The sequence below is a fragment of the Mesorhizobium sp. LSHC412B00 genome (assembly GCF_000503035.1).
Classification (GTDB): domain Bacteria; phylum Pseudomonadota; class Alphaproteobacteria; order Rhizobiales; family Rhizobiaceae; genus Mesorhizobium.
In genome coordinates this window covers 69,090-94,198 of record NZ_AYWB01000017.1, presented here as the reverse complement: position 1 = coordinate 94,198, position 25,109 = coordinate 69,090, and the positions used below count along the sequence as shown (strand labels likewise).

24 protein-coding genes and 2 pseudogenes are annotated in these 25,109 nt (G+C 62.2%); 21 read left to right on the top strand and 5 right to left on the bottom strand.

The features are described 5' to 3' along the window. Positions 1-662 precede the first annotated feature (662 nt). The 4 genes and pseudogenes from X757_RS0134895 (at position 663) to X757_RS01000000165290 (ending at position 4,199) form a co-directional block, all read left to right on the top strand. Entirely contained in the window at positions 663-1,073 is a 411-nt protein-coding gene (locus tag X757_RS0134895; RefSeq protein ID WP_198020081.1) for a helix-turn-helix domain-containing protein, read from the top strand. A gap of 93 nt (positions 1,074-1,166) precedes the next feature. Next, positions 1,167-2,345, top strand: coding sequence for a lysozyme inhibitor LprI family protein (locus X757_RS1000000165875; protein ID WP_156933481.1), 1,179 nt, complete (start codon positions 1,167-1,169; stop codon positions 2,343-2,345). 415 nt (positions 2,346-2,760) lie between these two features. Next, positions 2,761-3,753, top strand: coding sequence for a LacI family DNA-binding transcriptional regulator (locus X757_RS141010; RefSeq protein WP_023716360.1), 993 nt, complete (start codon positions 2,761-2,763; stop codon positions 3,751-3,753). A 38-nt stretch (positions 3,754-3,791) separates the two neighbouring features. Beyond that, a pseudogene (locus tag X757_RS01000000165290) lies at positions 3,792-4,199 on the top strand (heme-binding protein). Positions 4,200-4,239: 40 nt separating this feature from the next. On the opposite strand, the gene X757_RS141015 reads toward X757_RS01000000165290, so the two are convergent. Next, a complete protein-coding gene (locus tag X757_RS141015; RefSeq protein WP_023716361.1) occupies positions 4,240-5,271 on the bottom strand; it encodes an L-idonate 5-dehydrogenase in 1,032 nt (343 codons plus the stop codon). 14 nt (positions 5,272-5,285) lie between these two features. After that, the gene (locus X757_RS141020; protein WP_031198705.1) at positions 5,286-6,206 is read right to left on the bottom strand and encodes a 2-hydroxyacid dehydrogenase; all 921 of its coding nucleotides are present in this window, start codon (positions 6,204-6,206) and stop codon (positions 5,286-5,288) included. Between the two features lie 169 nt (positions 6,207-6,375). On the opposite strand from X757_RS141020, the gene X757_RS141025 reads away from it, so the two are divergent. From X757_RS141025 to X757_RS141060, 8 genes are all read left to right on the top strand, one after another. Beyond that, complete coding sequence (locus X757_RS141025; protein WP_031251557.1) at positions 6,376-7,113, top strand: SDR family oxidoreductase; 738 nt, start codon at positions 6,376-6,378, stop codon at positions 7,111-7,113. Further along, positions 7,082-7,660 (top strand): gluconokinase, encoded by a 579-nt coding sequence (locus tag X757_RS141030; RefSeq protein ID WP_023727412.1) that lies wholly within the window; start codon positions 7,082-7,084, stop codon positions 7,658-7,660. The genes X757_RS141025 and X757_RS141030 overlap by 32 nt, the downstream gene beginning before the upstream one ends. Next, complete coding sequence (locus tag X757_RS141035) at positions 7,657-8,541, top strand: NAD(P)-dependent oxidoreductase (protein WP_023716365.1); 885 nt, start codon at positions 7,657-7,659, stop codon at positions 8,539-8,541. The genes X757_RS141030 and X757_RS141035 overlap by 4 nt, the downstream gene beginning before the upstream one ends. A gap of 85 nt (positions 8,542-8,626) precedes the next feature. Further along, on the top strand, positions 8,627-10,123 hold the full coding sequence (locus X757_RS141040) for a sugar ABC transporter ATP-binding protein (RefSeq protein ID WP_023716366.1): 1,497 nt from the start codon (positions 8,627-8,629) through the stop codon (positions 10,121-10,123). A 20-nt stretch (positions 10,124-10,143) separates the two neighbouring features. Next, positions 10,144-11,199, top strand: coding sequence for an ABC transporter permease (locus tag X757_RS141045; RefSeq protein ID WP_023716367.1), 1,056 nt, complete (start codon positions 10,144-10,146; stop codon positions 11,197-11,199). A gap of 28 nt (positions 11,200-11,227) precedes the next feature. Further along, positions 11,228-12,163, top strand: coding sequence for an SMP-30/gluconolactonase/LRE family protein (locus X757_RS141050; protein WP_023716368.1), 936 nt, complete (start codon positions 11,228-11,230; stop codon positions 12,161-12,163). Positions 12,164-12,267: 104 nt separating this feature from the next. Beyond that, a complete protein-coding gene (locus X757_RS141055; protein WP_373432856.1) occupies positions 12,268-13,344 on the top strand; it encodes a substrate-binding domain-containing protein in 1,077 nt (358 codons plus the stop codon). 62 nt (positions 13,345-13,406) lie between these two features. Next, positions 13,407-13,739 (top strand): hypothetical protein, encoded by a 333-nt coding sequence (locus tag X757_RS141060; RefSeq protein ID WP_023716370.1) that lies wholly within the window; start codon positions 13,407-13,409, stop codon positions 13,737-13,739. Between the two features lie 497 nt (positions 13,740-14,236). On the opposite strand, the gene X757_RS141065 is transcribed toward X757_RS141060, so the two are convergent. After that, complete coding sequence (locus X757_RS141065) at positions 14,237-14,551, bottom strand: hypothetical protein (protein ID WP_031251556.1); 315 nt, start codon at positions 14,549-14,551, stop codon at positions 14,237-14,239. 19 nt (positions 14,552-14,570) lie between these two features. Here X757_RS141065 and X757_RS1000000168185 point away from each other — a divergent pair, with 19 nt between their 5' ends. The 9 genes and pseudogenes from X757_RS1000000168185 to X757_RS141100 all read left to right on the top strand — a co-directional run bounded on the left by X757_RS1000000168185 (position 14,571) and on the right by X757_RS141100 (position 23,837). Next, positions 14,571-14,843, top strand: a complete 273-nt coding sequence (locus tag X757_RS1000000168185; protein ID WP_156933480.1) for a hypothetical protein — start codon at positions 14,571-14,573, stop codon at positions 14,841-14,843. 18 nt (positions 14,844-14,861) lie between these two features. Beyond that, a complete protein-coding gene (locus X757_RS141070; protein WP_023727411.1) occupies positions 14,862-16,301 on the top strand; it encodes an NAD(P)-binding domain-containing protein in 1,440 nt (479 codons plus the stop codon). Between the two features lie 21 nt (positions 16,302-16,322). After that, a complete protein-coding gene (locus tag X757_RS141075; RefSeq protein WP_023670851.1) occupies positions 16,323-17,498 on the top strand; it encodes an acyl-CoA dehydrogenase family protein in 1,176 nt (391 codons plus the stop codon). Between the two features lie 13 nt (positions 17,499-17,511). After that, complete coding sequence (locus tag X757_RS141080) at positions 17,512-18,867, top strand: LLM class flavin-dependent oxidoreductase (RefSeq protein ID WP_023727410.1); 1,356 nt, start codon at positions 17,512-17,514, stop codon at positions 18,865-18,867. Positions 18,868-18,877: 10 nt separating this feature from the next. Next, entirely contained in the window at positions 18,878-19,219 is a 342-nt protein-coding gene (locus X757_RS141085; protein ID WP_023727409.1) for a DUF3088 domain-containing protein, read from the top strand. Between the two features lie 4 nt (positions 19,220-19,223). Beyond that, positions 19,224-20,405 carry an acyl-CoA dehydrogenase family protein gene (locus X757_RS141090; RefSeq protein ID WP_023727408.1) on the top strand — a complete coding sequence of 394 codons (1,182 nt, stop codon included), beginning with the start codon at positions 19,224-19,226 and terminating at the stop codon, positions 20,403-20,405. Beyond that, positions 20,402-21,756: pseudogene (locus tag X757_RS01000000165285) on the top strand (LLM class flavin-dependent oxidoreductase). The gene X757_RS141090 and the pseudogene X757_RS01000000165285 overlap by 4 nt, the downstream one beginning before the upstream one ends. A gap of 74 nt (positions 21,757-21,830) precedes the next feature. Further along, a complete protein-coding gene (locus X757_RS141095) occupies positions 21,831-22,925 on the top strand; it encodes an LLM class flavin-dependent oxidoreductase (RefSeq protein ID WP_023727407.1) in 1,095 nt (364 codons plus the stop codon). Positions 22,926-22,976: 51 nt separating this feature from the next. Further along, positions 22,977-23,837, top strand: coding sequence for an NADPH-dependent oxidoreductase (locus tag X757_RS141100; protein ID WP_023727406.1), 861 nt, complete (start codon positions 22,977-22,979; stop codon positions 23,835-23,837). Between the two features lie 6 nt (positions 23,838-23,843). On the opposite strand, the gene X757_RS01000000165280 is transcribed toward X757_RS141100, so the two are convergent. Further along, on the bottom strand, positions 23,844-24,503 hold the full coding sequence (locus X757_RS01000000165280) for a LysR substrate-binding domain-containing protein (protein ID WP_245275111.1): 660 nt from the start codon (positions 24,501-24,503) through the stop codon (positions 23,844-23,846). Continuing rightward, complete coding sequence (locus X757_RS1000000169140) at positions 24,460-24,822, bottom strand: LysR family transcriptional regulator (protein WP_245275110.1); 363 nt, start codon at positions 24,820-24,822, stop codon at positions 24,460-24,462. The genes X757_RS01000000165280 and X757_RS1000000169140 overlap by 44 nt, the downstream gene beginning before the upstream one ends. Between the last annotated feature and the right edge of the window lie 287 nt (positions 24,823-25,109).

Below are 25,109 nucleotides of genomic sequence, written 5' to 3'. Positions count from 1 at the left end.
GTCCAGTTCGGCGTGTCCCAGACGCGCGGGGTGCAGCAAGTCGCCAAGCTTGCGATCGTGCCAGCGATTTACACTTGTCTGGACGCGTTCGTCCTGCTCGGCAATCGCCGACAGGTTCAAATGCTCCCAGCCGCCAGTCTCCAGAAGCACGCCTGCTAGGTCGTCGACATGCAATCTTTGCATGACAAGGACGACGGCACCGGCAGCCGGATTGTCGAAGCGCGACATCAAAGTCGTGCGAACCCAGTCGGCGCACCTATTGCGAGCCGATTCCGAATGCGCTTCATCTGCCTTCAAGGGGTCATCGATAATGATGATGTCGCCACCCCGGCCGGTTAGCTGACCACCGGTCGAGGTCGCCAGGCGTCCACCGCCGAGCGTGGTCTGCAGTTCATTTTCAGTGTTCTTGCGCGGGCTAACCTTGAAGGTCGGAAACATCGACCGGTACCAGGCGGTGTTGACGACCGTTCGAAAGTCGTTGGCGTGCTTGACCGCAAGTGGTTGAGCATAAGAGACGCAGATCATTTTCTTCGACGGATCGCGGCCAAGAATCCATGCCGGGAACGCGACCGCAGCGGGGGATAGAAGCAAGGCGCTCATTTCTGATTGGTGCCGCCCTTACGTCACTGTTCATGTTTTTCAAGAGATACGAAGTAGACTTCATGGCGACGACCAATGCTGAAGCTGACTTCGTTGTCAATTCGAAATACCGAAGTCACGTTTCGAGTATGAGCGACTCTTTAAAGCGGACTATAGGCGCCCGAGATCAAGCTGCGCGGCGCGGCGCCAACTTCAGTCAGGAGGTTATGGCTGACCGCGTTGGCCGCACGCCAGAGAGCATCTCGAACATTGAGCGCGGCAAACAACTTCCCAACATCGAGACGCTTGCAGAGCTTGCTCGCGTGCTCAACGTACCGCTGACGGATTTCTTCGAAGGTTTGGAAAAGAGACGCACAATTTCGCGCGAGCGGGCGGAACTGGAGGCCGAACTCCTCGAAACCGCACGCCAATTGGCACCGCGACTTGTCAAAGTTGCGGTGGAGCAGGTGAAGGCGCTGAGGCAATTGGGCTAGTGATTGAGCGAACAGCTCGATCTGTTATGCCAGGCTTCAGATTTGATCGACAACGCCTTTAGTGGCGCTTGATCCGGCCGTTCGATTTGCTACATGGAATTTTGGGCAGCAGGGGGTTCTCCGTTTCTTATGCGATGGGCATTCTTCAGCGCGTGGTTGGCGTTTGCGCTGATCTCGGGGCGCGCAGCGGCGGCGGATATTCAACTTATCGACTCCAATGGCACAGTCGATATCATTGGCGTTTCGGGCGAGATCGTTCAGGGCGATGCTGATCGCTTTTACGATCTTACGCTGAACCGCGGGCGTGTCCTCGTTCTCCTCCAAAGCCCCGGAGGCTTGATAGAGGAAGCGCTCCAAATTGGGGCCAGAATCCGTCTCAGCAGCTATGTGACATCGGTGGGTGCAGATGGAGAATGCTACTCGGCATGTGGTTTGATTTGGGTCGCTGGTGTTCGCCGCTATATGTCGCCCACCTCGAAGATCGGATTCCATGCGGCCTATACGGAAGAGAACGGCCAGTACAAAGAGAGCGGGGTCGCGAACGCCGAGGTCGGATCGTATCTGACCCATCTTGGACTTCGTATCGAAGCTATTCGCTTCTTCACGATTGCTGGGCCAACCGAGGTGCGGCTCCTTTCCTCGGAAAGTGCGAGAGCTCTCGGCATTGATGTTTTTGAACAGGACAGCGGGCAACTGAGCACCCCGAGTGACGCGCCGACTGCGGACGTCTTTGCCGATCGGTTCGTGTCCTACACGCTCTTGCAGTCACGCTGCGCGGAGTTTTTCCAACCAGACAAGGACGTTATCGATCGGGCTGTCAGGGAAGCCTTTGATGAAGGGAATCGCATTGCCGGTAAGGAGAACTGGATAGGCTTATGGACGCCGATGCTCGACGAGGTGAAGTCGGCACTAAAGAGCCGAGGAGCTCTCTTCGTCTGCTTGGAAACCGTTGCGTTCATGGCAGACCACCAGCAGCCAACCGGTATTGGCAGCCCAAGTTTCGATTGCTCGAAAGCGATGACGGCAACTGAGAACGCGGTGTGCTCTGACGACCACTTGTGGGCCAAGGACCGGGCAATGAATGCAATCTACCGATATATTCGGGGCTTCAACAATGTGAACGTTCGCAAATCCCTGCTAGCCAACCAACGCGAATGGCTACAGCACCGGAATGCGTGCGGTGGGAGCAGAGCCTGTCTCAATCGCTCCTACGACGACCGATTCCAGCTGATGAAGGATATCGACGTATCGGTGCCGGTGAATGGGCAGTGAGGTTCAAAGGCCCAAGTGGCGTTCGCCTGCCTCGGTCGTAAAACGCTCGTTCCTACACCTATCACAACTGGATGCTCGAATCTCTTCAATCTAAAGACAGAGATTCTTTGACCGCAGCTGGAAGGGCGATTTGGGATGGCCCGAAACGCTCATCGTGCTTACAGACACACCCAACAGCAGCCGAAAGCCAATATTGACACCGCCGCGCCTCACCCGGGTCTCCAGTTATTGCCAGTCCCTCATGATATCGATAACATGTTCTTGGTATCGGGTTCCGGAGGTGGTTCATGAAGGCGAATAGAGACCAGGTAAGCCGTTTGGCGAAGCGTGAAACGTTCGCGGCGCGAGCAACCGCCGGAGTGGCTTGATGGCCAAGGCAGTGTCCTCAACGTCCGGCAATAACCATGCGCCAACTATGGTTGACGTGGCCCTGCGGGCAGGTGTGTCCACCATGACCGTTTCACGCGCACTGAAAGAGGGCAGCCGGGTTTCCAAGGCGACACGGGAAAAAATCATGGTCGCGGTCAACGACCTTGGTTATGTGCTTGACCAGTCAGCCGGCAGCCTGTCCTCGCGCAAGACAGGGTTCGTTGCGGCTATCGTCCCGTCGATCAACAATTCCAACTTCGCTGATACCGCTCGCGGCATTACCGACGAGCTTGAAAGCACGGGGCTGCAACTTCTGCTCGGCTACACCGACTACACGGCTGAGAAGGAAGAACGGTTGATCGAAGCGATGCTCCGTCGGCGGCCGGAAGGCATTATCCTAACCGGCGGCGCTCACACGGATCGCGCCCGCCGCCTTTTGAAAAACGCCGGAATTCCAGTAGTCGAAACCTGGGAGTTGCCGGTAAAGCCGATCGATCAAGTGGTTGGGTTCTCCAACGAGGAGGCGATGGGGCTTCTCGTCAAGACGCTCGCCAGGAAGGGTTACCGAAAATTCTGTTACATCGGTGGCACGACCTCGCGCGACACGCGCGGCAGCCAGCGGCGCGAAGGCTTTGTCAGAGCCATTGAGGAGCTCGGCCTGCCGACCGGGCGCCTCGTTTCCTTTGGCGTGCCGCCGATATCCATCGAGCAGGGCGGCCAGGCCGTCGTCAGCATGCTGGAGCGTTGGCCGGACACGCAAGCCGTACTCTGCGTTTCGGACCTTTCGGCCTTCGGCGCACTGATGGAATGCAAGCGCCGGGGCATGCGGATCCCGCAGGATATCGCAATTGCCGGCTTCGGCGACTACGAGGTAGCCGCCTTTTGCCATCCCGGCATCACCACCGTGAATGTCGACTGCTACGGGATCGGGCAACAGGCCGCTCGCAGATTGATCCAGGTGATCCGAGGCGACGAGAAACGACACGGCCAAGAAATCGTGCTCACCGGCTATCGCGTCGTCGAGCGCGAAAGCACCTGAGTTCCTGCATCGATTCAAACGCAGCGAAGGGCAGCCCAATAGCGATGTTTCGCGAGACCATCACCCTCACGCATCACGGTGCTTTGAAGGCCGTTGCAGCCGGAGCAGCGCGCGCCGTCACGATGGGCGTGCCGCAATGTCTCGTGGTCGTCGATGCGAGCGGCGAAGTCCTCGCCAGCCTGCGCATGGATGGCGCGCGGTTCCTCAGCATGCGTACGGCGCAGGCGAAGGCGCGCACCGCAGCGTCAATAAACGCCGCTACCGGCGGCATGGCGTTCGAAGCGGCGCTCTCAGCCGGTATCACTTCGCAGGGCGGCGTGACCAATTTGCCCGGGGGCTTGCCGATCCGCTTCTGCGGGCGGCATCGGCGTCGGTTCGGGAACCGGCGATCAGGATTCGATGTGGCACGCGCCGCGCTGGCGGCGATTGGCGCCGACGTGATTTAAGGCGATGTGCCGATGCGCCTCCAGCGCAACCGAAGGATCTTCAGAACGCGATCTGAACCTTCATGGATTTGTTTCGGTCACCGGCGATGTCGAAAGCCGCGACAGCCTCGTCGAGAGGATAGATGCCGGTCAGCAGTGGTTTGACATCCACCCGGCGGTGATTGATCAGGTCGACCGCTAGGGCGAACTCGTCGTGGAAACGAAAAGTGCCGCGCATCTCGATCTCCTTGGCGACGATGAGGTTCTGCGGGATCGACAGATCGCCGCCGAGACCGAGCTGTATGAGCACGCCGCGCGGCTTGATCACATCGAGCCCTGCACGCACAGCGCGCTCGTTGCCGGAGGCCTCGAGCATCACATCGAAACTGCCCTTGTCGACATTGTAAGCGGCGAGCTTTTCGCCATTGGTCGCGACATTGATCGTACGGTCGGCGCCGATCTCCAGGGCCTTGGCCAGCACGGCGTCTATGACATCGGTGACGACGATCTCGCGCGCGCCGTGGACGCGTGCGGCAAGGATGCAAAGCGCGCCGATCGGCCCGCTGCCGGTGACCAGAACCCGCTTGCCGAGCAGCGAGCCGGCGCGGTTCATGGCATGCAGCGTAACCGCAAAAGGCTCGGCGAAAGCGGCCTCGTTGATGGAGATATGGTCGGCGATTTTGTGGCACTGCCACGCCTCGGCGACAAGGCGCTGGCGGAACGCGCCCTGTATATGCGGCATCGGCATGGCACTGCCATAGAAGCGCATGTTGAGGCACTGGTTCTGCATGCCTTGCAGACAGTAGCGGCAGGTATTGCAGGGACGGCTGGGCGAGATCGCGACGCGGTCACCAATGGCAAACGCGGAAACGCCGCTGCCCACGGCTTTCACCGTGCCAGCGACTTCGTGGCCGAGGATCATCGGTTCGCGCAGGCGGATCGCGCCGAAGCCGCCATGATTGTAGTAGTGCAGGTCCGAGCCGCAGATGCCGCCGGCTTCGACCGCGATCTCGACCTGTCCGTCGCCAGGGGAGCCCGGATCGGTCTCCTCGACCCGCAGGTCTTTTGCCGCATGGATGACGATCGACTTCATGATGGGATCCTTTCTCAGACGACCGGTGTCAGCAAGGCCTGTCCGCCGAAATGGGCCGCGAGATTGTCGCGAACGAGCTGACCCATGGCCTTGCGGGTCTCCACCGTGCCGCTGGCGTGGTGCGGTTGCAGCACGACGTTGGCAAGCTTCAGGAAGCGCTCGTCGATGGTTGGCTCGTTCCAGAACACGTCGAGCCCGGCACCCTTTATGGCACTGGATTCCAGGGCCGCGAGCAACGCAATCTCGTCGATCGTGCTGCCGCGCGAAATGTTTATGACAATACCGTCTGCTCCGAGCGCTGCCAGCATCGACGCATTAATCATGTGTTTCGTGCTTTCGCCGCCGGCGAGCGTTACGATCAGAAATTCGCTATCGCTCGCCAGTTCGAGCAGATCGCTGACGAACGTATAAGGAAGATCGTCGCGCTTGCGGTTGTCGAAATAAGAAATCGTGCAGTCGAATGCAGCGGCGCGCTTCGCCACCGCCGCACCGACGCGGCCCATGCCGACAATGCCCAGCCTTTTTCCACAGACACGCGTGACCAGCCCCATATTGCCCTTGCGCCAGCTTCCATCGCGCACGTAGGCGTCGGCCTGCGGGATTTTTCGCGCCACGGCGAGCAGCAGCCCGATGCCGATATCGGCTACGTCCTCGGTTAGAACATCAGGTGTATTGGTGACACGAATGCCATTCGCCTTGGCATAGGCAAGGTCGATGGCGTCGGTGCCTACGCCGTAGCAGGAAACGATTTCAAGCTGCGGCAGCTTCGCCATCAACGCAGCACTTGCGCCAAGCTCGCCGCGCGTAGCTATGGCGCGGATCGCGCCGGCGTGGCTTGAGAGCAGCGCGTCCTTGTCCTCGGACTGCCAAAGTTTATGGACGCGATATTTCGCTTCAAGATCTCCCATGTCCCAATCCGGATAGGGACCTGTCATCAAAATGTCGGTCACGGCGTCATCTCCTGTGCATTTTTCCAATTGACTATGTTATCGATAACATTCATGTCAATAGGGACTGGCGGCAGGTGCGTTGGAAATCGTGGCCGCTCCAGGAAACATTGCTCAGGAGGAGCGTTTGGGCAGTTCGTTGTTCGATTTGACCGGCATGCGGGCGCTGGTCACCGGCTCGGGGCAAGGGATCGGCCTGGCGCTGGCCGAGGGGTTGGCGCAGCACGGCGCCGAAATCGTGCTCAACGGACGCAGCGCCGAAAAAATGAAAACGGCTGCGGATGCACTGACAGTGAAGGGACATAAGGCCCATAGCGCCGTCTTCGACGTCACTGATCATGCAGCGGTGGCGAACGGCGTCGCGGAGATCGAGGCGACTATCGGCGCCATCGATATCCTTATCAACAATGCCGGCATGCAGTTCCGAATGCCGCTCGAGGATTTCCCCGCTGACAAATGGGAGGAACTCTTGCGCACCAACATCTCCAGCGTGTTCTTCGTGGGACAAGCGGTGGCGCGGCACATGATCCTGCGGCGGCGCGGCAAGATCATCAACATCGCCTCGGTGCAAAGCGAACTGGCACGGACGAACATCGCGCCCTATACGGCCACGAAAGGCGCTGTGCGCAACCTGACGCGCGGCATGTGTGCCGATTGGGCGAAGCATGGCTTGCAGATCAATTCCATCGCGCCGGGTTACTTCAAGACGCCGCTCAACCAGGCGCTGGTCGACAATCCCGAATTTTCGGCGTGGCTGACCAACCGCACACCGGCGGGTCGTTGGGGCGATGTCGGCGAATTGGTCGGCGCGGCGATCTTTCTGTCGGGACCGGCCTCATCCTTTGTCAATGGACACACGCTCTATGTCGACGGTGGCATCACGACCTGCCTTTGAACCCGCGCTCATCGTCGTGATGGGTGTCAGCGGCTGCGGCAAGACCAAAGTTGGCGTCGAGATCGCCGCGCGGCTTGGCCTTGCCTTCGTTGAAGGCGATACGCTGCATCCGCGCAGCAATGTCGAAAAGATGTCCGCGGGCATACCGCTTGCAGACTGCGATCGATTGCCTTGGCTGGATCTGGTCGGCGCAGCCTTGCGCCAGGCTCGTGAGGAGGGTCGCGGGCTAGTCGTCAGCTGTTCCGCGTTGAAGAAACCCTATCGCGATAGGCTTCGCGATGCGGCGGGCGAGTCGCTGGTTTTCGTATTCCTGGAGGGGTCGCATTCGCTGCTGCAAGCCAGGCTAGCCGCGCGCCGCGGCCACTTCTTTCCACCGGCGCTGCTCGACAGCCAGTTCGCCACCCTGGAGCATCCAGGCGACGAGCCGCTGGTGGTCACAGTGGACATCGACGCGCCTGTCGACACGATTGCCGATAGAGTGTTGCAGGGCCTGGGTGCACTTGGGGTCGACCCTGCCGGGATCAAGGAAGAAGGCACGTTGAAATGACGCAACCAACAAAAGTCGCCGTTGTCGGCGCCGGCATCATGGGGTCGGCGATCGCCACCCGCCTGATCGAGACTGGGCTAGCCGTGACGGTGTTCGATCTGGACAAGGTCAAGGTTGCAGCGCTGACTGCAAAGGGTGCGGCTGCGGCCGTGTCGGTTGCCGAAGCAACGCGGGAGAGCAGCTTCGTCATCCTCAGTCTCAACCATGCCAATATCGTGCGTTCGGTGGTGTTTGGCGATGGTGGTGTGGCGGCTGCGGCGTCGTCGGAAAAGCTGCTGATCGACATGTCTTCGATCGATCCCTTCGACACCGCGCAGATGGCCGGGAAGCTGTCTGCCGAGACCGGCATGAGATGGCTCGACTGCCCGCTTTCGGGCGGCGTTCCCGGCGCGCTGGCCGGCCGGCTGACCGTTATGGCGGGCGGTGAGGCGGCAGACTTCGAACACGCGCGCACGGTGATGCAGCATCTCTGCGCCAACTACACCTTGATGGGACCGAGCGGGGCAGGCCAGACGACCAAGCTGATCAACCAGCTCTTCTGCGCGGTGCTGTTTCAGGCCGTCGCCGAAGCGGTCAAGCTTGCTGAGGCCGGCGGCGTCGATGCGAAGGCAATCCCCGCGGCACTCAAGGGCGGGCGGGCCGACTCCAGCATTATGCAGGAGTTCATGGCAAAATTCGCTGCCCGCGATTTTTCGCCGACCGGCCGCATCGATAATATGCTGAAGGATCTGGATTCGCTGCAGGCCTTCGCGCTGAAAACCAAGACGCCGATGCCAATGACCGGGCAGGTGGTAGAGATCCACCGTCTGCTTTGCGCCGCAGGGCTGGGGCCAAGGGATTCGGCTGAGATGATGCTTCTGCTCGACGGCAAGACCAGTTGATTGGCTGGCCTGAATTTTCGTCGTCGCTTGACGCTTAGAAATGTTATCGATAACATCATTGGGGCGATCTTGGGAGGAACGCATTGTGACCGAGGAAAAACTGATCGAGTTCAAGTCGATTACCAAGGAGTTCGGCGGCACCCGCGCGATCTCCGACGTGTCGCTCGATCTGCACAAGGGCGAGATCCTGGCGCTGCTTGGCGAGAACGGCGCCGGCAAGTCGACACTGATCAAGACGCTCGCCGGCATCCACCGGCCGGACGGCGGCAGCATCCTGTTTCGCGGCGAGCCCTATCACCATCGTCCGCCGCAGCCGAACCACCGCCAGCCCGTCGCCTTCATCCATCAGGATCTCGGTCTCATCGAATGGATGACGGTCGGCGAGAATGTCGGCTTGGCCCAAGGCTTTTCGCTCCGCTCGGGGCTCATCGACTGGCGATCGACCGAGGCGAGAGCGCGTGAGGCGCTCAAGCTGGTCGGATGCGATTTCGATCCGACGACACGCGTTCAGGATCTGACGCGCACCGAAAAGTCGCTGGTTGCCATCGCCCGCGCCCTGGCCACCGAGGCCGATGTGCTGGTGCTCGACGAGCCGACAGCCAGTCTTCCCGCTGACGAAGTCGAGCGGCTGTTCGACGCCATCCGCCCGCTCAAGCAACGCGGTGTCGGTATGATCTACGTTTCGCATCGGCTCGACGAGATCTTCCGCATCGCCGACCGGGTCGCCGTGCTGCGCGACGGCAGGCTGGTCGGCCAGAAGAGAGTCGCCGATACCAGCCCGGACGAACTTGTCGAGATGATCGTTGGTCGCCCGGTGAACCAGGTTTTCAGCAAGGCTCAGACGCAGGCCGGCGAAACGGTGTGCACGGTCCGTGACCTGGTCTGCGCCGGTGCCGGCCCTGTCTCTTTCGACGTGCGCAAGGGTGAGCTGCTCGGTCTGGTCGGCCTTCGCGGCGCCGGGCAGGAACTGGTTGGTCGGACGCTGTTCGGGTGTCAGGTTTTCTCCGGCTCGGTGACGATCAATGGCGTTGTGCCCGACCTGTCGAGCCCGATCGCGGCAATGTCGGCCGGCGTCGGCCTCATCGCACGCGACCGGACCGAGGAATCGATAGCAGCCTCCTTGTCGATCCGCGAAAACAGTTTTCTCAATCCCGGCGCCGGTAAGCGTGGCCTGTTCTCGTTTTTGGCGCCCTACAAGGAGGCGGCGCTGGCGCGTGAGATCGGCGGGACGGTCGGGCTTCGCCCCAACGATCCTAACCTGCCGATCGAAGCACTGTCCGGCGGCAACCAGCAGAAGGTGATTGTCGGCCGCTGGCTGCACACCGACCGAAAGTTGCTGATCGCCGAAGACCCGACCGCCGGCGTCGACGTCGGCGCCAAGGCCGAGATCTACCGGCTGATCGGCCGCGCACTTGAAGCCGGCCTCGCCGTCGTCGTGGTGTCGACCGATTTCGAGGAGATCGCCCATATCTGCCACCGCGCCCTGGTGTTTTCACGCGGACAGATCGTGCGCGAACTCACCAGCAACGACCTGACCACATCCGCCGTGATCACCGCGGCATCGGCTTCGGAAGCCGCCTGATCTTTCTGGGAGCGAACCTCATGCAATCGATCGAATCCAGCGCACTCGAACCGACCCGTGGCGAAATGGCAGGCTTGTCGTTGGGGCAGAAAATCATCCGGCTGCTGCCGGTCTACGGGCTGGTGATCCTGACGGCGCTGCTGATCCTTTTGTTTTCGATCCTGCTGCCAAACACCTTTCCAACCCTGCTCAATTTGCGCTCGATCATCTCCGACAAAGCAATCATCGCGCTGCTGTCGCTGGCGGCGATGATCCCGATGGCTTCTGGCCGCATCGACCTCACCGTTGGGTACGGCATCGTGCTGTGGCACATTCTCGCCATCAGCCTGCAGACCATGTTCGGCGTTCCGTGGCCGCTGGCGGTGATCATCGTGCTGCTTCTCGGCGCTGCGACCGGCTTCCTCAACGGACTACTGGTCGAAGTTGCCCGCATCGACTCTTTCATCGCCACGCTCGGCACCGGCACCGTGCTCTATGCGCTGGCGCTCTGGCACACCGGCGGCCGGCAAGTGGTCGGCGTGCTGCCCAACGGCTTTTACGCCCTCAATGGCACGATGGTATTCGGGCTGCCTATCACCGGCCTTTATGTGCTGGCGATCGCCGCAGCACTCTGGATCATCCTCGAATATCTGCCGATCGGCCGCTACGTCTATGCCATCGGCGCCAACCCGAAGGCTGCGGCTCTGAACGGCATTCCGGTGCGCCGCTTCGTCATCGGTGCCTTCATCTCGTCGGGCTTCCTGACGGCGCTGACAGGCGTGCTGCTCGCCTCTAAGCTGCGCATCGGCCAGGCCAGCGTCGGGCTGGAATATCTGCTGCCGGCGCTCGTCGGCGCCTTTCTCGGTTCGACCACCATCAAGCCCGGACGCGTCAATGTCTGGGGCACGATGACCGGCGTTGTCATCCTGGCGGTCGGCATTTCCGGCATCCAGCAGTTCGGTGGCTCGTTCTTCGTCGAACCGCTGTTCAACGGCGTGACGCTGCTCGTCGCCATCGGCATTGCCGGTTACGCCCAACGCAAGCGCGGCGCGGCGAACAGGGCCAGGACCAAGACCGCAACGCAGCCCTCGAAGTGACCAGCCGAACCCATCCGGGAATAGTGGAATGAGCGACTACGAGATTCTGGACGACCGGTTCCGAAAGCTGACGATCGGGCATGCCAAGCTCGAACGGCTGTGGACCGGGAGCCGCTGGGCGGAAGGACCGGTCTATGTTCCGGCGGCAAGGCATTTGCTGTGGTCGGATATCCCGAACGACCGGTTGCTGCGCTACGACGAAAGCGACGGCTCGGTCAGTGTCTTCGAAACCCATTGCAACAATCAGAACGGCCATACGCTCGATCGTGAAGGCCGCGTCGTCGCTTGCGACCATCGCGGTCGACGCATCTCCCGGCTTGAGCATGATGGGCGATGGCAGTCGCTTGTCGAAGTCATCGACGGCAAGCGGTTCAATTCACCGAATGACGTGGTGGTCAAATCCGATGGGACGATCTGGTTCACCGACCCCGTGTACGGCATCGACAGCCACTATGAAGGCATGATTGCCCGACCAGAGATCGGCGGGTCCCATGTCTACCGGTTCAACGAAGCAACCTGCGAGGTGGGTGTCGTCATCACTGATCTGGTGCAGCCGAACGGGCTGGCCTTTTCGCCCGACGAGACCATCCTCTACGTGTCGGATACTGGCGCAAGCCATGTTCAGGGCCTGCCGCGGGCGATCAAGACCTATGATGTCGCCGCGGACGGACGCTCGCTGCGGTCGCACGGCACGCTCGCCGAATGCGAGGCAGGATTTTTCGACGGCTTCCGCGTCGATCGCGATGGCAACATCTGGGCCTCCAGTGCCGATGCGGTTCGCGTCTACGCGCCGGACGGGACGCTGATCGGGCGCATCCTGGTTCCCGAAATCGTCTCCAATTTGTGCTTCGGCGGTCCGAAGCGCAACCGGCTCTACATCACCGCCCAGACGTCGCTTTATTCCATCTATGTCAACGCGCATCCAGCCGGTTTGGGCCCGGTGGCTGGGCAAATCAGCCAGTGACTTGGCGCCCGAAATCGAGTTCCGGAAGACCAGACAATTTTTTTGAAACCAAGGGAGGTACCAACATGCAACGCAGAACATTTCTAAAATCATCCATCGCCTTGATGGCCATCACAATCGCTGCTCCGGTCCTGTTCGCCGGCCAGGCACGGGCGGACGCGATGGCCGACGCCATGGCGGTGGTCGAAAAATATGCCCAGAAGGTCACCGCCTGGGACGGCCCGGCCACCGGTCCGAAGGCCCAGCCGGGCAAGACGATCGTCGTGCTCGCCGGCGACCTCAAGAATGGCGGCATTCTGGGCGTCACCACCGGCGTCGAGGAAGCCGCCAAGGCGATTGGCTGGGAGGTCAAGGTGATCGACGGCGCCGGCTCGATCGGTGGCCGCACCGCCGCCTTCGGCCAGGCGATGGCTCTGAAGCCGAATGGCATCGTCATTAACGGTTTCGACGCCATTGAGCAGGCGCCGGCGCTGGAACAGGCGAAGGCCGCCGGAATCCCGCTGGTTTCCTGGCATGCCGGACCGGTGATCGGACCCGACGAAAAGAGCGGCGTGTTCGCCAACGTCTCGACCGACGCCATGCAGGTCTCGACGGCTGCGGCCGACTGGGCCTATGCCGACGCCAAGGGCAAACCCGGCGTCGTCATCTTCACCGATTCGACCTACGCCATAGCCATCGCCAAGGCCGACAAGATGAAGGCCGAAATCGAGCGGCTCGGCGGCAAGGTGCTCGAATATGTCGACACCCCGATCGCCGAGACCTCGCAGCGCATGCCGCAGCTGACCACCTCGCTCTTGCAGAAATACGGCGATGCCTGGACGCATTCGCTGGCGATTAACGACCTCTATTTCGACTTCATGGGACCATCGCTTGCCGCTGCCGGCAAGGCCGGCACCGACGCGCCGATCAATGTAGCCGCCGGCGACGGTTCGGAATCGGCCTATCAGCGCATCCGCGCCGGGCAGTTCCAGAAGGTCACGGTCGCCGAACCGCTCAACTTGCAGGGCTGGCAATTGGTTGACGAGCTGAACCGCGCCATCGCCGGTGAAAAATGGTCGGGCTATCTGTCGCCGCTGCATGTGGTGACGGCCGACAATGTCGAGTTCGACGGCGGCCCGAAGAACGCCTTCGACCCGGAGAATGGCTACCGCGATCAGTACAAGAAAATCTGGGGCAAATAGGCCACCGAGGAGGGCGCATCACCGATGCGCCCTCATCCATGCAGACAATCAGGAACTTCAACATGATCATCCGCTACGCCCTCTTCGAAGGTGAAATCCATGCCGGGCGTGAGAACGAATTCCGGCACTTTGTCAAGGAGAAGCTGGTGCCGCTGTGGACGCAATTTCCCGGGGCGCAAGAGGTTCGCGTCCTGGATGGTACCGCGCGTGACGAGGGTGCTCCCGTCTACGCAATGGCTCTCGCCATTCGCTATCCCGACATGGACACCTGCAACCGGGCGCTTCAGTCGGATGTGAGATTTCAAAGCCGCGACGTGACGGGGGAATTGCTGAAGATGTTCACTGGGCGCGTTCATCATCATGTCTTCGAGGCAAATGAGTATCCAACCGGCTAGATCGAGCACGGCGACGTCTCTGCCAGATCTCGCAAACGCCCCCGGCATCTACATCGCCAGAACGTTCAAGTTTGAAGCGCCGTTCTGTTTGGATTTCCCTGTTGGGCCACGATCATTTCGCTGTTAGCCCGCGCAGGGAATCCCTTACTAAGGCATTGAATCTGCGCCGAGATTCCGGCGCAAATTCGCCTTGAGCGCGCGGAAAATCGCCGAAATTCGCTGTTTTCGGCGGCTAACAGGGAAAATCAGACAGAGACTGGTTCGCCAATGACTGCCAGCACCACCAGTTCATTATGTATCAATACCTTACGCCTAATTATTTGAGTTTGAATTGAGCGTTATCGGGTAAATCTATGGCTTCTGGGCAAAATGGTTTTGGGGCCTGTTCTTCAATTTCTCCGTCTCGTTGATGGCACCTGTCACACCTAACTCAAGCCCCCTGGGTTCGAAAGACCCTGCAACGATTGCGTGCGGCAATCGGCGGCAATGACGTGCAATTAGGCGGGTTCTGAACTCGGCCGCAGTCTCAAAATGCGCTTGCCAGTTCGGTTGATCTGTGCGGATCTGGCAGCCAATTCCGACAGAATTCTCTTCCCCAGCCCGGACAGGTAAAGGCTGAGGAAATCATGAGAATGGTAATCGGTAATGTCCCCAACCGCATCGTTTTCCATCGGTCGTGCTTTGAAATAGATCTCAATCGCGACCGCGACGGCGCCGTGTACTTGACGCCGGTGCAGCTCAAGGCGTGGTGAGAGCCGCCACCAATCGAAGTCCTCGAGGTCTCCTTTCGGGTGCATGACGCGTTTTTCCACACGTGGGCTCGACCCCTACTTGGGTGAAGTGTCGGAAACGCAGCGTACTCCTTTCAACGGGCAAGAATTGCAGCGGAATCCGACGCGGGCAACCGAGCGTTCAGATTATGTCAGCCCTGCGCGCCAATTGTTCGCTTGTCATCACGGATTGCAGGTGGTGCCGAATATCCCGCAGCAGCCCGGTGACGCTCCGATTGTGCCGTTGGATGCAAGTGAAAAAAACTACCGGGCAATCAAAGCAGACATTTCTGGACTGTTTGCCGACCGGGGCGGAGTTTGGTGTAACGCTTGAACTTCAGCCAGGACCGAAATGGCCTTACCGTCCGATCCAGATCACGACGCCCGCGAAACACTTCGACTGATCGGTCCCGATCCGCAAAATTGGGTGCCGGATCGGGAGGGCATCGACCACAATGTCTTTGTCGTTGGCGGCGGGCAGACGGGCGCGACCTTCGCCTTCGCGTTGAGGCGGGCCGGCATCGGCAAGGTCACGGTCATCGATGCGGCGCCGGATGAGGGCAAGGCCGGCATCTGGCTCACGCATGCGCGGATGAACCGGCTGCGAACACCAAAGGGCCTGCCGGGACCGGAACTCGGCCTGCCGGGCCTGAGCTTTCAATCCTGGTACGAAGCGCGCCATGGTGCCGAAGCCTATGCAGGCTTCGACCGCATCGCGCGGACGGATTGGGCGAATTACCTGAAATGGTATCGCGACTTTCTCGGCATTGGCATTCGCTACGGCACGCGTCTCCTTCGCATCGAGCCGGCTGACGGGTATCTTCGCCTCCACCTCGATGCCGGCGGCACGCCATTGATCGAAACGGCGCGGAAGATCATTCTGGCCAATGGCTTTGGCGGCAGCGGCGGTCCAATGATACCGGCGGTGCTCGCTGCTCTGCCCCAGGGCTTTGTCGCACACAGTTCTGCAGCAATCGATTTTGCCTCGCTCAAGGGCAAAGCGGTCGCTGTCGTCGGGTCGGCGGCTTCGGCATTCGATGCGGCGGGGACAGCCCTTGAGGCCGGCGCGCAATCGGTGCGCCTGTTCGCGCGGCGCACCAGTATCGCCAGCGTGCCGATCAACCGCGTGCGGGGTTGTCCCGGCGCCTATGACAACTATCCGCGCTTGCCCGATCCGGTGCGCTGGCGCCAGGCACTGCGCTTCCGCGAGGCCGGTTCGACGCCACCGCCCCATGCCGTGGAGCGGGTGGTGCGGCACAAGAATTTCCACCTGCATCTCGGTGCCCCCTGGACGAATGCGGATATCGACGGCGGCAAGGTCGTCACCGACATCGGCGCCGAGACGTTCGCTTTCGACTTCGTCATCGCCGGCACCGGCTATTTCGCCGACCCGACGCGCAAGCCGGAATTTAGCGATTTCGCCGCCTCGATCCGGCTGTGGCGTGACCAATACGCGCCGGCGGAAGGCGAACTGGATGAATTTTTCGGCGCCCATCCCTATCTCGGCCTCGGCCATGAATTCCTCGAGAAAGCGCTGGGGGAGGCGCCGTTCCTGAGGAACATCCACGTCTTCAATCCAGGCGGCTTCGTCAGTTTCGGCCTGCCGATAGGCGATGTTCCGTCGATCAGGCGCGACGTGCCGGCTGTCGTCGCCCGCATCAGCCGCGATCTCTTCCTTGCCGATCTCGACAGCCATGAGAGCCGCATCACCGGCAGCCATCCGGCCGAGTTCGGGGAGGAGGCCTACGCCTCTGCCGTCTGGCGGCCGGCACAGACCATTGCGGCGGAATAGACGCATTCCATGGACAAACGCATGACCTTCAGCCCTGACCTTTCCGACCCGTTCGTCGCCACGGCGGTCGAGCTGCGCACCATCTTCGATCGCGATGCGGTGGCGCGCGACAAGGCCGGTGGACGACCGGTCGAGCAGATCCGCCTGCTCAAGGAAAGTGGACTGCCGTCGGCGCAGATTCCCAAAAACTATGGCGGCAAGGGCGCGCCCTGGCTGTCGGTGCTGCGCGTCGTGCGCGAATTTGCCCGCACCGATGGTTCGCTAGCCCATCTCTACGGCTACCATCATCTGCCGCTCAACGGCGTGTTGTTTCGCGGTACGGACGCGCAGAAGGACCAACTGCTGACACGCTCGGCCCGCGAGAACTGGGTCTGGGGCAATTCCGGCAACGCCATGTCGAAGACCTCTACGGCCAGGCGCAACGGCTCGGGCTGGATCCTGAACGGCTTCCGGCCGTTCTCTTCCGGCTCGCACATCGCCGACTATATCCAGGTGGCATGGGAAGACGGCCAGGACCGCCTGGCAGCTGCGATCCCGGCCGATCGTGAAGGTATCGTCATCGAGGATGACTGGGATGGCGTCGGCCAGCGGCAGACGGGTTCCGGTAAAGTCACGTTCAAGGATGTGCATATCGGTGATGACGAACTGATCGGCTCGCCCGCCGTGCCGCTGACGCCGTTCCAGACGCTGATTTCACTCTTCCAGCAGGCGGTCCTGCTCAACCTCTTCGTCGGCAGCGCGCAAGGAGCGCTGAGCGAAGGCCGCGACTATACGGTCTCGCAATCGCGACCCTGGGTCTATTCCGGCTATGAGAACCACACCGACGATCCGTTCGTTCAGCGCAAATATGGCGATCTCTATATCCGCACGCTGGCTGCCGCCGAACTCGCCGATGTGGCGGCGCGCAGCCTCGATGCCGCCTATGGCAAGGGCGAGGCCTTGACCCTGGAGCAGCGCGGACAGACGGCGATCGACCTTGCCACCGCCAATGTCTATGCCGGGCAAATCGGTCTCGACGCATCGAGCGAGGTCTTCGAGGTGATGGGCGCCCGCTCGGCCACCAAGGCCAATGGCTATGACAGGTTCTGGCGAAATGTGCGCACGCACACGCTGCACAACCCGGCCGAATACAAGAAGCGCACCATCGGCACCTGGTTGCTGACCGGGGAATTCCCGGTCGGCGGGTTGTATCGCTGAGGAGGCGCGGAAAATGGCCAGGCGCAAGGACAAGCTCAAGCTTGGAGCGTTTCTTCTCTTCACCGGCCACCATGTGGCGGCATGGCGCCATCCACAGGCGGCCGAGGGGACCAGCCTCGGCGACTATGTCGAACTGGCCAGGCTCGCGGAAGCGGCCAAATTCGATGCGATCTTCTTTGCCGATGGCGTCGCGGCGCGGCTGAGCAATCTCGAGGCTGCCAGCCGCAAGGCGCATAGCGGCGTCTATCCGTTCGAGCCCATTACGCTGCTGTCGGCGCTGTCGGCGGTGACCACCAACATCGGCCTGATCGCCACGGCTTCGACCAGCTATTCCGATCCCTACAATCTGGCCCGCCAGTTCGCGTCGCTCGACCATCTGAGCGGCGGGCGCGCCGGCTGGAACCTCGTCACCTCGTCCGATCCGGATGCGGCATTCAATTTCGGCCACGATACGCATATCCAGCACGGCGACCGCTACGATCGCGCCGAGGAATTCGCCGATGTCGTGCTTGGGCTGTGGGACAGCTGGGAGGATGATGCCTTCCCGCGCGACAAAGTGAGCGGGCGCTATTTCGACAAGGAGAAGCTGCATGTGCTGAACCACAAGGGCCAGCACTTCGAGGTGCGCGGTCCGCTGAACACGCCGCGCACGCCGCAAGGCCATCCGGTCGTCGTCCAGGCGGGCGCGTCCGGCCCCGGCAAGGAGCTGGCGGCGCGCACCGCGGAAGCGATTTTCGCCGCGCAGATCACGCTCGATGAAGCCACCGCCTTCTATGCCGACGTCAAGGGCAGGCTCGGTAAGTACGGCCGTTCAGAGGATGATCTGAAAATCCTGCCAGGCATCTTTCCGGTCGTCGGCCGCAGCGAAGCCGAGGCGCAGGAAAAGTTCGAACAGCTGCAGGATCTCATCCAGCCGGAAGTGGGCCTCGGTCTGGTCTCGGCGCTGGCCGGCGGCTTCGATCTCACCGCCTATCCGCTCGACGGGCCGGTGCCGGAACTGCCGGAGACCAATGCCGGCAAGAGCCGGCAGGCGCTGGTCATCGATCTGGCGCGGCGCGAGAAGCTGACGATCCGGCAGCTCTATTTGCGCATCGCCGGCGCTCGCGGCCACTGGCAGGTGGTCGGCACGCCACAACAGATCGCCGACACGATGGAAGAGCGCTTTGAGAATTACGGCGCCGACGGCTTCAACATCATGGCACCGATCATGCCCGGCGGCTTGAAGGATTTCATCGAGTTGGTGGTGCCGGAACTGCGCCACCGTGGCCTGTTCCGTCGGGAGTATGAGGGCAGGACCTTGCGCGACAATCTCGGCCTGAAGCGGCCGGCAAACCGTTTTTCGCGGCATGCCGCTGCGGCGGCGGAATAGGAATGAGCCGATGGCGCGAGACACGCTCTTTCTCATCCAGCCGGGTTTCGCCGACCCAAAGCATCCGGGCCAGACCTTCGTCTGCCCCTATTCCAACAAGGTCGAAGGGCTGCTCGCAGCCTTTCCCGATCTTGCCGCCAGGCTGGACGTCGAGCGCGTGCCGTTCGCAAGGCCGAGGGGTAAGGTGATCGATACCCTCGGCGAACGCCACCAGTCGCTGCCGGTGCTGGTCGTCGGCGGTGATCCGCCAGCCGACCTACCGACCGCCAAGGGCAAGGTCTTTGCCGACGACACAAGGCGCATTCTTGCGCTGCTTGCCGAGCGCCACGGCTTCCCGCATCTGCATGAGTGACCTGATGAGCTTCGATCCCGATACCTCCAATCCATGGGTCGCCAAGGCGGTCGAGCTGCGCGACATCTTTGCCCGCGACGCGGTCGAGCGCGACCAGCTTGGCGGCAGGCCCGTCGAACAGATCCGCCTGCTCAAGGAGAGCGGCCTGCTCAGTATCGTCATTCCCAAGGAATTCGGCGGCGCCGGCGAACCCTATTCGACGGCGCTGAAGATCGGCCGCGAGTTCGCCAAGGTCGACGGCTCGATCGGCCACATCTACGGCTACCATTTCAGCGCGCTGATCGCCGCAAGGCTCAATTCGGACGAACCGCGCTCAGCCGATCTGCTGCGGCGTTCGGCTGCGGGCGACTGGTTCTGGGGCAACACCGGCAACAGCTTTTCCAAGACGCTGTTCGGCCGCAAGGATGGCGAGTGGACGATCGTCAGCGGCTTCAAGCCCTTCGCCTCCGGCTCGCATGTCGCCGACTATCTTTCGACCTCCTGGGAAGACGAGGTCAGCGGCGAGCGGAAGTTCGCGGCCATCCCGGCGGATCGTGAGGGCATCACCATTCTCGACGACTGGGACGGCATCGGCCAGACGCAAACCGGCAGTGGCAAGGTCGCCTACAAGGATGTTAGGATCCATGACAACGAACTGGTGCGCGGCTGGGTCGACGCGTCGCTGCCGATCCGCACCATCGGCCCGCTGCAGCAGCAAAGCGTGCTGCTCAATGTCTTCATCGGCACCGCCCAGGGCGCACTGCTAGCGGCACGCGACTACACGCTCAACAGCTCGCGACCGTGGATGTATTCCGGCGTCGAGCGCCACATCGACGATCCATGGATCAAGCGGCAATATGGCGAGCTCTGGGTCAAGACGCGGGCGGCAACGGTGCTGGCTGATCGCGCTGCGGCGGCGATCGATCATGCGATCGCGCGCGGCAAGGCGTTGACCGAGCAAGAGCGCGGGGAAGCGGCGGTTGCAGTTGCCGCGGCCAACGTGCTGGCCGGCAATGTCGCGCTCGAAGTCACCGCCGAGATCTTCGAGGTGATGGGCGCGCGCTCGGCGGTGCGCAAATACGGCTTCGACCGTTTCTGGCGCAATGCGCGCATCCACACCTTGCACAACCCCGCCGAATACAAGGCCCGCACCGTCGGCACCTGGTATCTGACTGGCGCCTATCCCGAGCCCGGCGTCTTTCGATGAGCGGCCGACAGCTCCACCTCAATGTCAACATCCTGCACGCCGGCTTCTCGCCGGCGGCATGGCGGATGGACGGGGTCGACCCCTATGCCGCCTTCACCGTCGACCACTATGTGCAGGTGGCGAAGATCGCCGAGCGCGCCAAGCTCGACGCTATATTCTTTGCCGATCAGGCGGCAATTTCGGATCGCATCGACTATCGGCCGATTACATCGCTGGAACCGACCATCGTGCTGGCGACGATAGCCGCCGCGACCGAGCGCATCGGCCTGATTGCGACGGCATCGACCAGCTTCAACGAGCCCTACAACATCGCCCGTCGTTTCGCGACGCTCGACCATGTCAGCGGCGGGCGCATCGGCTGGAACATCGTGACCACGGCCGATCCCGCCTCGGCCCGCAATTTCGGCCTGACCGGCGCGATAGATCATGGCGGGCGCTACGAGCGGGCCGCCGAATTCACCGAAATAGTCAAGGCGCTGTGGGACAGCTGGGAGGACGATGCCTTCATCGGCGACGTCGCCAGTGGGCGCTTCGTCGATGCCGCCAAGGTTCACGCCATCGAGCACGAGGGGCGCATTTTTCGGTGCATGGGCCGCACAATGTGCCGCGCTCGCCGCAAGGGCATCCGGTGGTCATCCAGGCCGGCGGTTCCGATGACGGCAAGGAGCTCGCCGCGCGCCACGCCGAAGCGGTGTTTTCCGCGTCGCAATCGTTCGAGGAGGCGCTCGCCTACGCAAAGGAGCTGAAGGCCCGGGCTGTCGCCCGTGGCAGAAGCGGCGGCGTGCCGCTCAACCTCGCCGGTCTGGCTACCATCATCGGCAGCACCGAGGCGGAAGCGGAGCGGCGGCAGGAAGAACTGTGGGACCGCATCCCGCTCGACTACAGCCTGACGCGGCTGTCGGGCGTGCTCGGCATCGACCGCGAGCGGCTGAGGCTCGACGAGAAGCTGCCTGACGTCATCCCCCTGCCGCCCAACGGCGGCCACACCTTCTTCAAGGCCACGCTGGCACTTGCCCGCAACAACGATTTCACCGTTCGCCAACTGATCCGGGCGCTCAACGGCAGTACCGGCCACCGCACCGTTGTCGGCACGCCGGAGCAGATCGCCGACGATATCGAAAGATGGTTTGTCGCCGGCGCCGCCGATGGCTTCAACCTGATGCCTGACGTGCTGCCGACCGGGCTGGAAGTCTTTGTCGATACGGTCGTGCCGATCCTGCGCCGGCGCGGCCTGTTTCGCAGCGACTATGAAGGGCGCACGCTGCGCGACCATCTCGGCCTTATCAGGCCTGAAAGCCGTTTCGCGCCGCAGCCACACAAGGCGTCAGGGTTGCTCGGGGCCACCCATTGAACGATCATCAAACGATAACGGCGCGGAAGGTACCGCCATTGACCTCCACGCCCGACAAAAATACAGGCCCGACAATGAGCGCTGATCCCGAATTTCTCTGGTACATCCCGAATCAGGTCGATCCCGGTCACCGCGGCGAGCCGGCCGTCGAGGACCACAACAGCCTGGAGACGCTGACCAGCCACGCAAAGGCGCTTGAGGAACACGGCTGGAAGGGCGCGCTGATCGGTACCGGCTGGGGTCGGCCCGACACGTTTACCGTCGCCGCCGCGCTCGCCGCGCGGACCACCTCCTTCGAGCCGCTCATCGCGATCCGCCCGGGTTACTGGCGGCCAGCGCACTTCGCATCCGCGGTCGCCACGCTCGACCAGCTGACCCGCGGTCGCGTGCGTATCAACATAGTGTCGGGCAAGGACAACCTCGCTGCCTATGGCGACAGCGAAGGCGAGCAGAACCATCGCTATGCCCGCACCAGAGAGTTCATGCGGCTGGTTCGCAGACTTTGGACCGAAGAGAACGTCACCTTTGCCGGCGAGCACTTCAAGGTCACCGGGTCTACCGTCATGCCCCGCATCCCTGTCCGTGGAAACCGTCGCCATCCCAGGCTCTATTTCGGCGGCGCGTCGGAGGCGGCCGAGCGCGTCTCGGCCAGCGAGGCCGATGTCCAGCTGTTCTGGGGCGAGCCGCTCGACGGCGTCCGGGAGCGGATCGAGCGGCTCAAGGCCTTGAGCCGGGAACTTGACCGGGACCTCCCGCCTCTACAATTCGGGTTGCGGGTCACCACGCTGGTCCGCGACACCACCGGGCAGGCCTGGGCGGACGCCGAGGCGAAGGTCGCCGAAATGGCAAAGGGCCAGGGCGCCGGCTGGAATGATCATGGTCGGGCGGTAGCGGTAGGCCAGCAGCGTCTGCTCGATCTGCACACGCGCGGCGAGGTGCTGGACGACAATCTCTACACTGCGCCGGGCAAATATGGCGGCGGCGGCGCCGGCACCACCTGGCTGGTCGGCTCGGCCGCCGACGTGGCCAGTTCGCTCGGCAAGTACCGGGATCTGGGCATCACGCATTTCGTGCTCTCGGACACGCCGTATCTTTCCGAGATCAAGCGGCAAGGCGACCAGTTGCTCCCGCTATTGCGCAATAGGGTCCAAGCCGCGTTTGTTGAATGACGTGGGGTTGTCAGAACACCGAACGAGCCAGATCGCCAAATAGGGACGACAATGCCACAGCCAGCCGCTTTCAGCATCCGCCCTTCCGACGCCGACCTGCGCGGTGAAGCAGCACTAAGGCGGCGTTACCGGGCGCCGCAAGAGGCGAACACTGCAAACTGGAACGAAGCCCTCGAGGCGATCCTTTCACATCGCTCGGTCCGCAACTATCTCGCCAGGCCTCTGCCCGAAGGGACGCTCGAACTGATCATCGCTGCCGCCCAGTCGGCGCCGACCTCGTCCAATCTGCAGGCGTGGAGCGTCATCGCCGTCGAGGATCCGGCGCGCAAGGCGCGGCTTGCCGGACTGGCGGCGGTCAATCGCCATATCGAGCAGGCGCCGTTGCTGCTGGTTTGGCTGGCCGACCTGTCACGGCTGCGCGCCATTGCCGAGGCAAACAGCCGGGCGGGCGAGGGGCTCGATTATCATGAGAGTTTTCTGCTGGCCGTGATCGACGCAGCACTTGCCGCGCAGAATGCCGTGGTGGCAATCGATGCGCTCGGGCTCGGCTCCTGCTACATCGGCGCCATGCGCAATCATCCTGAGGCCGTGGCGCAAGAGCTCGGCCTGCCGCCGGAAACCGTGGCGGTGTTCGGCCTGACCGTTGGCTGTCCCGATCTCCTGGCTGCGACCGACATCAAGCCCAGACTGCCGCAGCGTGTTGTGCTGCATCGCGAGCGCTATCAGTCAGGCTTCGATCAGGACGATCTCGCAGCGTACAACCTGACGCTTCGCACCTTTCAGCAAGAGCAGTCGATGCCCGTTGTCGACTGGACCGAACTGATGTCGAACCGCATCGGCAGCACTGCGGCGCTGAAAGGCCGTGATCGCCTGGGTGATGCGCTCAAGGCGCTGGGCTTCAAGCTTAAATAGCCAAGGCTATTCGGCGGCAACGATGGCGATGCGCGCCGGCAGTGCTGCCGGCGGTGTGAAGTCGAGTGCGCCAACCCTTCGCGCCTCAGCCTTCAGCCAGCCATGGAAGCGCTCGACGGTCGCGAGCTTCGCCTTGTGTGGCGTCGTCGCGAAGTAATAGGAAAACTCGACCGGCTGCGGCGAGCCGAAAGGGCTGACCAGCCGCCCTGCCGCAAGGTCAGGCTCGGCCAGTCGGAATTTGCCGAGACCGATGCCCTTGCCGGCAACCGCGGCGTCGAGTACCAGCGAGGACTGGCTAAGCCGTATGCCGCCGTCGACAAGGCGGCCGGACAGGCCGTTGGATCGCAGCCAGCCCTTCCAGTCGGGGCAACTTGGATCGCGCTCCGGCCCGTCCTCATGCAGGATCGGCGCGTTACGCAGCCCTTCCGGTCCACGGAAGAGGCCGTGCGTGCGGGCAAATTCGGGGCTGCAGACAGGCAGCACCGCTTCCGAGAACAGCCGTTCCGTGATGAGGCCGCTATAGGCGCCCGAGCCGTAGCGGATGACACAGTCGATATCTTCGCTGGCAAAGTCGGCAAGCCTTGTCGATGCATCGACCAGTACTTCGAGTCCGGGCACCGCCTCACGCAGCGCGTCGAGGCGCGGGATCAGCCNTGATCGGCGCATCCTCCTCGTCGCCGGAAATACGCGCGACCGATTCGACAACGACGTCGAAAGCCTCGGTGAGCCCGGGCATCAGCGCCTGACCGGCCGAGGTCAGCAAAAGCTCGCCCCGGTTGCGCTGGAACAGCGGTTGCCCCAGGTGATCCTCCAGCTGGCGGATCTGCTGGCCGATGGCGGCGGGCGTGACATGGAGTTCTTCCGCCGCTCGCGTAAAGCTCAGATGGCGGGCGGTTGCGACAAAGGCGCGAAGCGAGGTCAGCGGCGGAAGTCTCGCCAGCGTCGGTCGTAGCTTCCTCGGTTTGGCGCGAATGACATCAACCATGAGGCGCATTCAACACGTTCGGACCCGGCGCGACGAGGGCGGGCTTTGCGCCAAAGCGCGCGGCGGAAAATTTCGTTTGCCGCAGCGTCGCGCCAGCGGGAACGGAAATCTAAAAAATCGCAATGTCTACTATTCTTGTAGAAATAAGACGGGCAGCACCGATTTGGGTGTCGGTCGGCTTCGCAGGCCTGGAATGAACCAGTCGTGCAAAGCGGCGCTTTCGGCCGACGATAGAAAATCATTCTTCCGGTTTTGCGCGACGGCAGGGATCATTGCGTCGAGGCGCC